The sequence below is a fragment of the Aeromonas sp. L_1B5_3 genome (assembly GCF_963866575.1).
GTDB classification, from domain to species: Bacteria; Pseudomonadota; Gammaproteobacteria; order Enterobacterales; family Aeromonadaceae; genus Aeromonas; species Aeromonas jandaei.
Map to the genome: position 1 here is coordinate 27,770 of NZ_CAWMDN010000152.1, position 13,084 is coordinate 40,853.

The 13,084-nt window shown below is 59.0% G+C and carries 10 protein-coding genes; 7 read left to right on the forward strand and 3 right to left on the reverse strand.

What is annotated here, in order from left to right:
• Positions 1-248: 248 nt before the first annotated feature.
• Complete coding sequence (grpE, locus tag AACR93_RS19985; RefSeq protein WP_033113489.1) at positions 249-824, reverse strand: nucleotide exchange factor GrpE; 576 nt, start codon at positions 822-824, stop codon at positions 249-251.
• A 315-nt stretch (positions 825-1,139) separates the two neighbouring features.
• Between grpE and nadK the strand changes: the two genes are divergently transcribed.
• Positions 1,140-2,024, forward strand: a complete 885-nt coding sequence (nadK, locus tag AACR93_RS19990; protein ID WP_041208339.1) for an NAD(+) kinase — start codon at positions 1,140-1,142, stop codon at positions 2,022-2,024.
• On the opposite strand, the gene AACR93_RS19995 is transcribed toward nadK, so the two are convergent.
• On the reverse strand, positions 2,021-2,962 hold the full coding sequence (locus AACR93_RS19995; protein ID WP_043851768.1) for a LysR substrate-binding domain-containing protein: 942 nt from the start codon (positions 2,960-2,962) through the stop codon (positions 2,021-2,023). The two genes, nadK and AACR93_RS19995, sit on opposite strands and share 4 nt — an antisense overlap.
• A gap of 162 nt (positions 2,963-3,124) precedes the next feature.
• Between AACR93_RS19995 and AACR93_RS20000 the strand changes: the two genes are divergently transcribed.
• From AACR93_RS20000 to AACR93_RS20025, 6 genes are all read left to right on the forward strand, one after another.
• Positions 3,125-4,438: a 6-phospho-beta-glucosidase gene (locus AACR93_RS20000; RefSeq protein WP_043851769.1), complete on the forward strand. Its 1,314-nt coding sequence runs from the start codon at positions 3,125-3,127 to the stop codon at positions 4,436-4,438.
• A gap of 138 nt (positions 4,439-4,576) precedes the next feature.
• Complete coding sequence (recN, locus tag AACR93_RS20005) at positions 4,577-6,241, forward strand: DNA repair protein RecN (RefSeq protein WP_043851770.1); 1,665 nt, start codon at positions 4,577-4,579, stop codon at positions 6,239-6,241.
• Between the two features lie 286 nt (positions 6,242-6,527).
• Complete coding sequence (locus tag AACR93_RS20010) at positions 6,528-7,418, forward strand: manganese-dependent inorganic pyrophosphatase (RefSeq protein WP_043851772.1); 891 nt, start codon at positions 6,528-6,530, stop codon at positions 7,416-7,418.
• Positions 7,419-7,623: 205 nt separating this feature from the next.
• Positions 7,624-8,787, forward strand: coding sequence for an efflux RND transporter periplasmic adaptor subunit (locus tag AACR93_RS20015; protein ID WP_043851773.1), 1,164 nt, complete (start codon positions 7,624-7,626; stop codon positions 8,785-8,787).
• Positions 8,784-10,727: a MacB family efflux pump subunit gene (locus AACR93_RS20020; protein ID WP_043851774.1), complete on the forward strand. Its 1,944-nt coding sequence runs from the start codon at positions 8,784-8,786 to the stop codon at positions 10,725-10,727. The genes AACR93_RS20015 and AACR93_RS20020 overlap by 4 nt, the downstream gene beginning before the upstream one ends.
• Before the next feature lies 1 nt (position 10,728).
• Positions 10,729-12,090, forward strand: a complete 1,362-nt coding sequence (locus AACR93_RS20025; protein ID WP_043851775.1) for an efflux transporter outer membrane subunit — start codon at positions 10,729-10,731, stop codon at positions 12,088-12,090.
• 396 nt (positions 12,091-12,486) lie between these two features.
• On the opposite strand, the gene AACR93_RS20030 is transcribed toward AACR93_RS20025, so the two are convergent.
• Positions 12,487-12,897: an H-NS family histone-like protein gene (locus AACR93_RS20030; RefSeq protein WP_043851776.1), complete on the reverse strand. Its 411-nt coding sequence runs from the start codon at positions 12,895-12,897 to the stop codon at positions 12,487-12,489.
• Positions 12,898-13,084 lie beyond the last annotated feature (187 nt).

Sequence of the window (13,084 nt, forward strand, 5' to 3'; positions counted from 1 at the left end):
TTGAATAAACTGGCGAGGAACTCGCCTTAATGCGTTAACGGCTAGGTGGGGCCTGCCAATCTGGCTTTCAAGCTCCCGGCATCAAATTTTTTGTGCCGCCGTGGCCTTGCATCCTATATGGGGTCGCAAGCGGCCACTTCAAGCCCTGCCCCGCAAAAACCCCACCTTTTGTCGTGATCAGTCCATGACAGACCAGACAGATAAACAAAAAGCCCGCCAAGCGGCGGGCCTGGGCATCAAGCGCCGACTCAGTCGGCGGCCTTGGATACCATGACCATGGCCGGACGGATCACGCGACCGTTCAGCTCATAGCCTTTCTGCATTACGGCGATCACGGTGTTCGGCGCCACATCGGCACTCGGCACCATGCTCATCGCCTGATGGGCATTCGGATCAAACGGCTGGTTGGTCGGATCCAGCGCAACCAGACCGAACTTGGCCACACCGCTCTGCATGGATTTGAGGGTCAGCTCGACACCTTCCACCATCGGCTTGAGGGCATCGTTCTCCTTGTCGGCGAGCTCGATGGCGCGCTCCAGGTTGTCCAGCACCGGCAGCAGCTCGGCGGCGAACTTCTCCAGGGCGAACTTGTGCGCCTTCTCCACGTCCAGCTCGGTACGACGACGCAGATTCTCCATTTCGGCAGCGGTACGCAGGGCGCGTTCGCGCTCTTCCGCCGCCTTCTGGATGGCGGTCTCCAGCTGCTCTTCCAGTTCGGCGATACGGGCCTGCTCGGCTGTCACTTCACTGTCTACATCGGTCGGCTCGACTGGCTGGGCTTCCACTTGCTCCATCGCTTCAACCTTTTGCTCTTCGTGGTTCATGACATCTCCAGATTCCGGGGTTACTTACGAGGGCCTTGACGTCTGGCTGAGCGACCAGTGACATCAGACCGACTATGTTGGCGCTATTATGGGGATGGATCCCTGTCTTTCAAGGGGAAAAAGGCCAATCCGGGTCACTCAAACAGGACTATTGGCACTTTCCTTGCTGCATCTCTGGCAATCCAGCTCAGCTTTTAATCAGCTGCGTCAAGGAGATAGCCCTCCCCCCTCAGCGAGGGAAGCGCGCGGGAGGACGTCACAAGCGTGACAAACCGCTGTATACTGCCCCCAATACTCACCCAGACCCGACAGACTATGGATTCTCCGTTCAAAACCATCGCCCTGATTGGCAAGCCTCACCACGAGGGAGCCAACCAGACGCTGACCGGCCTGCATCAATACCTGACCTCACGCGGTTTCCGGGTACTGGTGGAGAGCCGGGTTGCCCAGACCCTGAGCATCCTCGATGAAAACGTCATGGATCTGGTTCAGCTCGGCCAGCAGGCCGATCTGGCCATCGTAGTCGGCGGTGACGGCAACATGCTGGGGGCGGCGCGGGTGCTGTCGCGTTTCGATGTGGCGGTGATCGGGGTCAACCGGGGCAACCTTGGCTTTCTGACCGATCTCTCGCCGCAGGATTATCTGCTGCCGCTGGAGCAGGTGCTCTCCGGTCACTACAAGAGCGAACACCGCTTCCTGCTGGAAGCCTCGGTCTATCGCCATGGCGAGCGCAAGTCGAGTAATCTGGCGGTCAATGAGGCGGTACTGCACCCGGGCAAGATCGCCCACATGATCGAGTTCGAGGTCTATATCGATGGCAGCTTTATGTATAGCCAGCGCTCGGACGGCATCATTGTCGCCACTCCGACCGGCTCGACCGCCTACTCCCTGTCGGCAGGTGGCGCCATTCTCACCCCCAAGCTCAACGCCATCACGCTGGTGCCCATGTTCCCGCATACCCTCAGCAGTCGCCCCATCGTGCTCGATGCCGACAGCGAAGTGCGCCTGCTGGTCTCGCCGGACAATCAGGACGATGCCATGCAGGTCAGCTGTGACGGTCAGGTGACGCTGGCGGTCCACCCGGGGGACGAGATCCTCATCAAGAAGAGCCACCACCAGCTTCATCTGGTGCATCCGCTCGACTACAGCTACTTCCACGTGCTGCGCAACAAGCTCGGCTGGGGCAGCAAGCTGTTTTAAGCTGCCGGGTCAGGCGGCGCAGCAGTGCTCTGACTGAGTGCCACCTCGCTGCGCAGCCAGTCGCTGAAGGCGCGAAAACGCGGCCGCTCGCGGTTCTCCCGCGGCGAAATCAACTCGTAGTTGCGCCCGGCAGCCACTGCCGGGCCGCCAACTGCCACCAGCGAGCCCTGTTCCAGCAAGCTGCGAACCAGCACCTCCCGTCCCATCGCGACCCCCATCCCCCCTTGTGCCGCCTGCAGAGCCATCTGATAGTGATTGAAACCATAGTGGCGCTGTTCATGTGGCAGTGTCATGCCTGCGCCATCACACCAGAGCCGCCACTCCGAGAAGAGTTGCTGCACATCGGTCGATTCAGAGGCATGGATAAAACAGGCCTCCGCCAACCGGGCCGGCTCTCTCAGCAACCCCAGCCGCTCGGCATAGGCGGGGGAGCATACAGGAACCAGGCGCTCCTCCATCAACAGCTCACGGTGCAGATCACTGCAGCGGGTGGCTCCGTAGTAGATGGCCAGATCTACCCGCTCCTCGTTGAAATCCACCGCCCCGGCACGAACCCGCATCATCACATTCAATCCGGGCCAGCGCTGCTGGAAGCGCGGTAATCTGGGCATTAGCCAGTTGAGCCCCAGCGTCGGCGCAACCCCCACATGGAGTGTGCCGCGCAAATCCTGAGCACGGATATCTTCAATCTCCTCATTGATCTGGCGCAGGGAGTGGCTCAGGGTCGCCAGCAGTCGTGCCCCCTCTTCCGTCAATGCGAGCTTACGGGTCAGGCGAATAAAGAGGCGAAACCCCAATAACCCCTCCAGATGGCGAATACGGTGACTGATGGCCCCCTGGGTAAGATTCATCTCCTCGGCAGCGCGGGTGAAGCTGAGGTGACGGGCCGTGCTCTCGAAGGTGTGCAGCAGGGCAAGGGTGTTCTGTTGAACCAGCATGGATAACCTCATGATGACGCGCGTTGCGGTGCAGGGCATCAGTATGCCACGGCCTCTCATGCATTAAATTGACTAATTCATACTACCCCTTTTTTCGTTTGTCTGGCCGCCTCGGCCCCCCTTTAATAGGGTCACTCCCTATCCGTGTAAATGAGGTGGACTATGAAAAACGGACTCAAGATTGTGGTCATCGGTGCCGGCTCCAGCTATACGCCAGAGCTGATCGAAGGATTAATCCAGCGCCAGCACGAGCTGCCGCTGCGCGAACTCTGGCTGGTCGATATCGACGATGGCCGCGAAAAGATGGAAATCATCGCTGCCCTCACCCGCCGCATGCTGGCCAAAGCCGGACTGGAGGTTCGGGTTGAAACAAGGCTGGATCGGGAAGAAGCGCTGCGCGGTACCGACTACGTCTGCTCCCAGTTTCGCGCCGGTTGTCTGGAAGCCCGCATCAGCGATGAGCGGATCTCGTTGAAATATGGCCTGATTGGGCAAGAGACCAACGGACTTGGCGGCTTTGCCAACGCGTGCCGGACCATCCCCATCGCCTTGCAGATCGCCGCCGACATGGAGCGCCTCTGCCCCGATGCCTGGTTGCTCAACTTCACCAATCCGTCAGGCATGGTGACCGAAGCCATCTTGCGCCACAGCAAGATCAAGGCCGTGGGCTTGTGCAATGTACCGGTGATTATGCAAAAAGGGGTCGCCACCCTGCTGGAGAGCCACGATGAACAGGAGTTCATCATGCAGGTGGCCGGACTCAACCACTTTATCTTCGTACGCCAGATCCAGCATCAAGGCGAGGATAAACTCGGCGAGGTGATTGCCCGACTCGCGCAAGGAAAGGATCCGCTGGTTCCGCGCAATATTCCCCCCTTTGCCTGGCCCAAGGATCTGCTGACCAATCTGGGCATGATCCCTTGTGCCTATCTGCGTTACTACTACATGAGCGACGATATTCTCAAGCAGGAACTCGGTGAGGCCAGTGGCGAAGGAACTCGGGGCGAAGTGGTCAAGGCCATCGAACAGCAGCTGTTCGATCTCTATCGCAACCCGGATCTCGCCGAGAAACCCAAGGCACTGGAGGGGCGCGGTGGCCAATATTATTCGGAAGCGGCTTGCGAACTGATGAGTGCCATCCACAACGACAAGCGCATCATCATGCACGTCAACACCCGCAACAATGGTGCCATCAACGGCCTGCCGGACGAATGTGCCGTGGAAGTTAGCTCCCTCATCACCAAGTCGGGCCCGCTGCCGCTCAACGTGGCGCCTTTTCCGCAAGATACCCTGCGCCTGCTGCAATTAATGAAGGAGTTCGAACAACTCACCATCGAGGCAGCCATCAACGGCAACCGCCATACAGCCTGGCGCGCGCTGGTGCTAAACCCGCTCATCACCAGCGGCAGCAAGCTGGAACAGGCTCTGGATGAGGTGATTGCGGCCCATCCGGATCTGCTGTCAGCTTTTCACTGACTTGCCCCTCTGCACTCCCGCAGGCCACCAATCTGGTGGCCTGCATTCGTTAAAAATGACGGAGCCCTCTTTACTGTATATAAGACCAGTATATACTGGATGCATACACAGCAATGTTGACCTATACAGGATGAGACCATGCTGACCCAGCTGACCGTCAACAACTTCGCCATCGTCAAGTTTCTCGAACTCGATCTGCAACCGGGGATGACCTGCATCACTGGTGAGACCGGTGCCGGTAAATCCATCGCCATCGACGCCCTAGGTCTCTGCCTCGGAGAGCGGGCCGAAGCCAGCATGGTGCGCCCCGATAGCGACAAAAGCGAGGTCAGCGCCCGCTTCCTGCTCGACAACAACCCGGCCGCCCGCGCCTGGCTCGCCACCAACGAGCTGGAGAACGAGGGGGAGTGCATCGTGCGGCGAGTCATCTCTGCCGAGGGGCGTTCGCGCAGCTATATCAACGGCGTGCCCGTCCCCCTCACCCAGCTCAAGAATCTGGGCCAGCTGCTGGTCAACGTACACGGTCAGCATGCCCACCAGATGCTCCTCAAACCCGACTACCAGCTCGCCCTGCTCGACGGCTACGCCGGCCACCATCTGCTGCTCGACGAGGTACGCCAGCACTATCAGCAGTGGCGCCAGCTGCAAAACGAGCTCAACCGGCTCAAGGCCGAACAGCAGCAGCGGGAAGCCCGTCGCCAGCTTATCGAGTATCAGGTGCAGGAGCTGGACGAATTTGCCCTGCAGCCGGGCGAGTTTGAAGAGATCGAGGAGGAGCACCAGCGGCTGGCCAACGGCACCGAATTGATGCAGGAGTGCGGCGCTTGCCTCGATCTGCTCTACGACAACGAAGAGACCACCATTGCCGGCCTGCTGCAGACCGCCGTCGACCGGACCGAGGGGCTGGTCAGCATGGACAGCCGCCTCACTCCGGTGCTGGAGATGCTGAACGAAGCCCTGATCGGGGTGCAGGAGAGCCACAGCGAACTGCGCAGCTATCTGGATCGGTTGGAGCTGGATCCCGAACGTTTCAACGAGCTGGAAGCCCGCCTCTCCAAGGCAATCAATCTGGCCCGCAAGCACCACGTCAAACCGGCAGATCTAGCCCAGCATCATCAGGAGCTGGCCTCCGATCTCGCCCGCCTCAACTCTGATGAAGAGCGGTTAGAGGGGATGGAAGATGAGCTGGCCGAGGCCCGTCAGGCGTTTGTTCAGGCCGCCGAGGCCCTGAGCCAGAGCCGCCAGCGTTACGCCCAGGAGTTGGGTGCCAAGGTGACCTGCAGCATGCACGAACTGGCGATGCCCGATGGTCGCTTTGCCATCGAGGTGCGCCCCGATGCCCAGAGCAGCCTCTCTCCGCTGGGTATAGATCGGGTCGAATTTATGGTCACCACCAACCCGGGTCAGCCCATCCAACCGCTTGGCAAGGTGGCTTCGGGCGGTGAACTATCGCGTATCAGCCTTGCCATCGTGGTGATCAGCGCTCGCAAGGTCTCCACTCCGACCCTGATTTTCGATGAGGTGGATGTGGGGATCAGCGGCCCGACAGCGGCCGTGGTGGGTCGCCTGCTACGTCAGCTTGGCGAGTCGACTCAGGTGATGGTGGTCACTCACTTGCCGCAGGTGGCGGGCAATGGCCACCAGCATATGGTGGTGAGCAAGCACACCGATGGCAAAACCACAGAAACCCGGATGGATGCGCTCGATCAGAGCGCCCGGCTCAACGAACTGGCCCGCCTGCTGGGGGGCGATCAGATCACCGACATTACCCTGGCCAATGCCCGCGAGCTGCTGCACCATTAATCACCTGGCCAGCCTGATGGCAACATAACCACCGGCTGGCTCTGGCTCTGGCTCTGGCTCTGGCTCTGGCTCTGGCTCTGGCTCTGGCTCTGAAAAAGCATCCTGATTCAGCAGGGCAAATACATCCCGGCCATTTGTCAGAGCGATGAGATCACCGACCCAGATCAATAAAATGGTGGATTTGGCCAAGCAGGCAGCAACATCTGCCGGGATCGGGTTGCCTTGACGAGGGGGATTTCGCATAGTGTTGCCCCCTTTATGGGTATCCAATTGTGAGGCTTTGTCTATGATCCACGTTTTTGGCCACAAGAATCCCGACAGTGACAGTATCTGCAGCGCTCTGGTGATCGCTGACTGGCTCAATGCACAAGGCCGTCAGGCCACCCCATGGCGCCTCGGCGATCTGCGTACCGAAACCCGCTTCATTCTGGAGCAGGCTGGTGTCGCCGAGCCCGAGCTGCTGACTCAGGATCTGACCGATAAAAATGTCTGGCTGGTCGACTTCAGTGATCTGGAGCAGGGCCCAGCCACCCTCTCCCAGGCCAATGTACTGGGACTGGTGGATCACCACCGCCTCGGCTCCCTGATCACCCAGTCTCCGCTGGATGCCTGGATCCGTGCCGTTGGCTGCACCTGCACCATCGCTTTTGATCTGCTGAGCCAACAAGGTACCGTGACCCGTAGCCAGGCTCGTCTGATGCTGGGTGCCATTATGAGCGACACCCTCTGTCTCACCTCGCCGACCACCACCGAGCAGGACAAGATCGCCTGCGAGCGTCTTGCGCCGCTGGCCGAGGTGTCGCTGGCCGAGTTTGGTCAACAGCTGCTGATGGCAAAAACCGATCTGAGCGGTCTCACTCCTGCGCAGTTGCTGCAGCAGGATGAGAAAGCATTCCAGGCCGAAGGTCTGAACTTCATCATGAGCCAGATTGAAGTGGGCAGCGAACAACAGCTTGCCGACCAGATCGACACTCTGCAGCAAGAGATGGCACACCGTGTTGAAGCCGAAGGGCTCGACTTCTTCGTCCTGATGGTGACCGACCTGACCGCCGCCGCCAGCCGCATCTACTTTACCCGCCACGCTAAAGTACCGGCAGAGTCCAGCTACCACCCGGGCTTTGTCAGCCGCAAGAAGCAGGGTCTGCCCTGGGTGATGGAGTTGCTGGCCAAGGCTTAAGCACGCCTATCACCAAGCCTCAGCAAAAGCCCCGCCTCTGTGCGGGGCTTTTTTATTTCACCACCGCTCGAGTCGCAACTTGTCCCCCAATTGACAGGTAACACCATAACTTTGCTTACATATTTTCGGCTGTTATTTGCCATGGCTTTGCTGCACGATTGTCGCCCTATAACCCTTTCGTGTTCTGATTTCATTCAGGTGTTCAATGAAAATAAGCTCCAAGCTGAGAACCCGGGCGATCTTCACTCTGCTCGGGCTGGCACTGATCGGCTGGCTGGTATGGCCAAGCGATCCTCCCAAAGCGATCCTCAAAGCGCCGGTTACCCGGGAAGATATTGCCCAGACCGTGCTGGCCAGCGGCGTACTGCAAGCCGTTGAACAGGTTGATGTCGGCGCTCAGGTTTCCGGCCAGGTCACCAAGCTGGCGGTCGAGGCAGGCGATCGGGTCAAGAAGGGGGATTTGCTGGCGGAGATTGATCCGCTCATCGCCCAGAACAACCTGAAAACCGCCGAGGCCGAGCTGGCAAGCAACCGCGCCCAGCTCAAGATCAAGCAGGCTCAGCTCAAGCAGTATCAGCTGGCATGGCAGCGCCAGTCACAGATGTTCAGGCAGGAGGCGAGTTCGCGCGCCGATCTGGAGAGCGCCGAAGCGCAGCTGGCCGTCACCCGGGCTGATCTGCAAAGCAGCCAGGCCAACATCGACAACGCCATCATCAAGGTGGAGCGGGCCAAAACCGAGCTCGGCTACACCAAGATCCTGGCGCCGATGGATGGCACCGTGATTACCATTGTCACCCGCCAAGGCCAGACACTGGCAGCTAGCCAGACGGTACCAACAGTGCTCAAGCTGGCCGACCTCGATACCATGACGGTCAAGGCACAGATCTCCGAAGCGGATGTCACCAAGGTGAAGGCGGGCATGCCGGTATATTTCACCCTGATTGGCGATCCGGACACCCGCTATCAGGGGAAATTGCGCGCCGTGGAGTTAGCGCCCACCAACATTAACGATCAGGCTGCAACCGGTACCACCACCAGCAATGCGGCCGTCTACTACTACGCCCTGTTCGATGTGCCAAATCCAGACCATACCCTGCGGGTGGCAATGACCACCCAGGTGACCATAGTGCTCGGCGAGCGCAAGCAGGTGCTCACTGTGCCGCAAACTGCCCTCGGCAAGTCGCTGGGAGACAACGAGTATGAAGTCACCGTGATCAAGGACGATGAGACGACCGAAACCCGCCATATCAAGACCGGCATGAAAGATGAAATCCGGATCGAAGTCGTGAGCGGTCTGGACGAAAAAGAGCAGGTGCAGCTCAATCACGGCGCACCTGCCGCTCAGGATGATGTGGCGGTCATGCTATGAGTGAGCCCCTGATCCAGCTAAAAGGGATCGAGCGGCGCTACCAGAGCGGCGAGCAGGAGGTGACCGTCCTCCATCCCCTTGATCTGGTTATCGAAGCCGGAGAGATGATCGCCATCGTTGGCGCCTCCGGCTCCGGCAAATCGACCCTGATGAACCTGCTGGGCTGCCTCGATCGTCCGAGTGGTGGCCAGTATCTGTTCCGGGGAGAGGATACTGCGACGCTCGATGCGCTGGCGCTCGCCCGCCTGCGCTGCCACCACTTCGGCTTTATCTTCCAGCGCTATCACCTGCTGCCCCATCTCGATGCGGCCGCCAACGTCGAGATCCCGGCCATCTATGCCGGTACCGGTCGCCATGACCGACAAGCACGGGCCCGTCAGCTGCTCGGTCGCCTCGGGCTCGCCGAGCGCAGTCACCATACGCCGGGACAACTCTCCGGCGGCCAGCAGCAACGGGTCAGTATTGCCCGGGCGCTGGCCAATGGTGGCGAGGTGATCCTGGCGGACGAACCAACCGGCGCGCTGGACAGCCAGAGCGGCAAGGAGGTGATGGCGATCCTCAAAGAGCTCCATCAGCAGGGGCACACCATCATTCTGGTGACCCATGACATGGAGGTGGCCAGCCACGCCGACCGGATTATTACCCTCAAGGATGGTCGGGTGCAGGAAGATAGCGGACGCAAAGTCGCCGCCAACCAACCTGTCCTCAACGTGCAACCAGCCGCTGGCGAAGGGGCCAGTTATGACTGGGATCGCTATCGGGAAGCGGGGCGTATGGCGGTTCACGCCATGCTGGCCCACCGGATGCGCACCTTCCTCACCATGCTGGGGATCATCATCGGTATCGCCGCCGTGGTGAGCGTGGTCGCATTGGGGCAAGGGGCGAGAACCAAGGTGATCGACCAGATCAATGCGATGGGCACCAACACTATCGAGATATTCCCGGGCAAGGGGTGGGGTGATGAGAAGATGGCGAGCATCCAGACCCTCAACAAGGGGGATCTCGATGCCCTGCTCGGGCAGCCCTATCTGGCCGGCGCCAGTCCCGAGATTGCCAGCCCGGGCCAGCTGCGTTACCGCAACAAGACCAGCAGTGGCAGCGTGACCGGAGTAAGCAACGACTACTTCAAGGTGAAAGGGATGACGCTGGTGAGTGGACGCCTGCTCGAGTGGCAAGACATCCAGCAACGTGCCGCCGTCGCCGTGGTGGACAAGAAAAGTATTGGCAGCCTGCTTGGCAAGGATGATCCCGTTGGCAAGGTGGTGATGGTCGGCACGCTGCCGGTGCGCATCATCGGGGTTGTCTCGCAGGAGACAGGTTTTGGCCCCTCCAGCCAGTCGGTCAATGTCTGGCTCCCCTACAGTGCGGTGATGAGCCGCCTGATTTCGCAGCATCACTTCAGCCAGCTCACCATCCGGGTCAAGGATGGCATACAGCCGGCATTGGCGGAGCAGGCGGTAATCGAGCTGTTGACCAAACGCCACGGCGTGAAGGACTTCTTCACCTTCAGCAGCGACAGCATCATCAAGTCAGTGGAGAAAACGACCGCAACCATGACCCTGATGGTCTCGGCCATCGCGCTGATCTCGCTGATCGTCGGCGGCGTCGGGGTAATGAACATCATGCTGGTGTCAGTGGTGGAGCGAACCCGCGAGATCGGCATCCGCATGGCGGTCGGAGCCCGTCAGTCCGACATATTGCAGCAATTCCTGATTGAAGCGGTGATGGTGAGCCTGCTCGGCGGGATCTGCGGGGTTGGCCTCTCCCTCGGGATCGGCATGCTCTTCTCCCTGCTGGTCGACAGCATCAAGATGCAGTTCTCACTCTTCTCTATCCTGATGGCCTTTGGCTGCTCGTCACTCATCGGGATCCTGTTTGGTTATCTGCCAGCGCGCAACGCGGCAAGGCTCGACCCCGTGGTCGCACTGGCGAGGGAATAACATGTATAAATTATCCTGCCTGGCTCTCTGTATCGCCCTTGGTGGCTGCAGCCAGCAGAGCACCTATCACCGGCAAGATCTCGCCATCGCTCCCGTCTGGCAGCAGGCGAACAGCGAACAGCTTGCCACCCAGGCTGGCCCCTGGTGGCAAGCCTTTCACGACCCGCAGCTCAACCAGCTGGTTGAGGCTGTGCTGGCCGCCAACCCGGACATGCGCATTGCCGCCCTCAAGCTCAAGAGCGCCCGGCTGGGTGCTGATCAGGCCGATACCAATCTCACCCCCTCGGTCAATGGCAACCTGGGCGCGAGTAGCAACAAGGATCTGAAGAGCGGTAAATCAACCAGCAGTATGGGGCCATCACTTGGCCTGAGCTATGAAGTGGACCTGTGGGGCAAGCTGGCATCGGCGAGAGATCAGGCGAGCTGGGAAGCTGCTGCCAGCGAGCAGGATCTGGCCAGCACCCGTCTGCTGCTTATCGGCAATAGCCTCGAACAGTATTGGCAGCTTGGCTATCTCGCCTCGGCCATTACCTTGAGCGAGCAACAGCTGGCCAACCTGGCTCGCACTGAGCAGCTGACACAGGCCAAATACAAGGCCGGAGCCATCACTCGACTCGATCTGGCACAGGCCCGCCAGCAGCAAGCGGGCAAACAGGCTGAGCTCGCCTCCCTCAAGGCGCAGCAGGAGCAGGCCCGTAATGCCTTGCGCCTGCTGCTTGGCCGCAGCCACGGACAGCTGGAGTATGCACCGACTTCGCTGACAACCAGGCCCATTCCTGAACTTGCAGTCGGCATTCCAGCCGATCTGCTGGCCCGTCGCCCCGATGTGAAAGCGGCGGAGCTGCGGCTGCGCAAAACCCTGGCCAGAGGGGATGAGATCCGCACCGGTTTTTATCCGGGCCTCACCCTGACCGGCAGTGCCAGCACGGCATCGGATAAATTGGCACAGGTGCTGCAAAATCCGGTCGGCTCTCTGGGGGCAACCCTTGCCCTCCCCTTCCTTGAGTACAACCACACCCGTCTTGCTATTGCGAGTTCACAAGTGGATTACCAGATTGCCGAAACCGAGTTTCGCAAGCAGCTCTATACCGCGCTGGTCGAGGTGGAAGACAATCTGGCAGCACGAAGCTACGGCCAACAGCGGCTCAGCTACCTGCAGGAACAACTTGGGTATGCCAAAGAGTCGGAGCGATTGGCCAAGGCGCGCTTTGAAGCTGGGGCTACCGGCGTTCAGGCGTGGCTCGACGAGCAGAACCGCCTGTGGGATGCCGAGCAGAGCCTGCTGGCTCAGCAGAAGGAACAGCTCAACACTACAGCGAAAATCTATCGTGCCATCGGCGGCAGCGATAACCTGACCCAATAATCAGCATGCCCCACCTCGTGCAAGCGGGTGGGGCCTTGTAGATTACTCCCATTTTCTTCTCTCTTTTTACTTCCCCACTCCAAGGCTCTCCCTTGTCTAGAAATATGCAGGATGAGAGATAACGCTTGATGCACTTGTGTTTCTGTTGTCATATCCCCCTTCCCATCATTTTGAAGAAAAGACATACAAGGCAAGCAACCCTTGTCGGGATCGAGCCGCGCACTACCTGCATTTATCGCAGCTCATAAAATGCTAGAGATAAGGTTTACGGAGAACCAGTTTACAAAGAGGGACGAAAAATAGTGGTGAGCGGATTGAATAATCCAGTGAAAATATGCAGCAGACAAAAATAATGCCGCACAGAGGCGGCATTATCGGATATCCAAACTGACAAAATCAGATCAGGAAATCGTTCAGGTCTTTGCCCTGCGCTACTTGAGCAGCAATCGCTTTCGGCATACGGCCTTGACCAGTCCAGGTTTTTTCCTGACCATCTTCTTCGTACTTGTATTTAGCCGGACGCGGAGCACGCTTGCTCTTGGCAGCACCAGTCGCAGCAGCCGGAGCAGCGGCAGTCGCCAGCAGCTCGCGAGGATCAATACCAGCCTGCTGCAGCATTTCGGTGAATTCGCTCAGCTTGCGCTGACGCTCTTCCTGCTCGGCACGCTCCTGCTCAACAGAATCAGCGCGCTCTTGATAAACCAGATCAAACTTCTCTTTAGCTTCCAGCAATTGCTCAAACGGCAGCTCGCGAATAGCCGCACGCAGACTACGAATGTTCAGCAGAACCTTCAGAAACTCGTTCATTATTTCCTCACAAAAATCGGTCACAGAGATAACGGTTTTAGAATAGCATGGACAATTCACGACAACATACAGTTTTTATTTACTTCAAGCTTTTTATTCGCAGTTAAGTCAGTGGTGGTTGTCTGTGTTCGCAAAAGAGAACACAGATAATAGATGAAACATGCTTATGCTAAATAACTGATCCCAA

Bases quoted from the DNA above. Each gene is read 5' to 3' on its own strand.
- AACR93_RS20015 (WP_043851773.1), top strand. From the start codon at position 7,624: ATGAAAATAAGCTCCAAGCTGAGAACCCGGGCGATCTTCACTCTGCTC.
- AACR93_RS20025 (WP_043851775.1), top strand. From the start codon at position 10,729: ATGTATAAATTATCCTGCCTGGCTCTCTGTATCGCCCTTGGTGGCTGC.
- AACR93_RS19995 (WP_043851768.1), bottom strand. From the start codon at position 2,962: ATGCTGGTTCAACAGAACACCCTTGCCCTGCTGCACACCTTCGAGAGC.
- AACR93_RS20010 (WP_043851772.1), top strand. From the start codon at position 6,528: ATGATCCACGTTTTTGGCCACAAGAATCCCGACAGTGACAGTATCTGC.
- recN (WP_043851770.1), top strand. From the start codon at position 4,577: ATGCTGACCCAGCTGACCGTCAACAACTTCGCCATCGTCAAGTTTCTC.
- AACR93_RS20020 (WP_043851774.1), top strand. From the start codon at position 8,784: ATGAGTGAGCCCCTGATCCAGCTAAAAGGGATCGAGCGGCGCTACCAG.
- grpE (WP_033113489.1), bottom strand. From the start codon at position 824: ATGAACCACGAAGAGCAAAAGGTTGAAGCGATGGAGCAAGTGGAAGCC.
- AACR93_RS20030 (WP_043851776.1), bottom strand. From the start codon at position 12,897: ATGAACGAGTTTCTGAAGGTTCTGCTGAACATTCGTAGTCTGCGTGCG.
- nadK (WP_041208339.1), top strand. From the start codon at position 1,140: ATGGATTCTCCGTTCAAAACCATCGCCCTGATTGGCAAGCCTCACCAC.
- AACR93_RS20000 (WP_043851769.1), top strand. From the start codon at position 3,125: ATGAAAAACGGACTCAAGATTGTGGTCATCGGTGCCGGCTCCAGCTAT.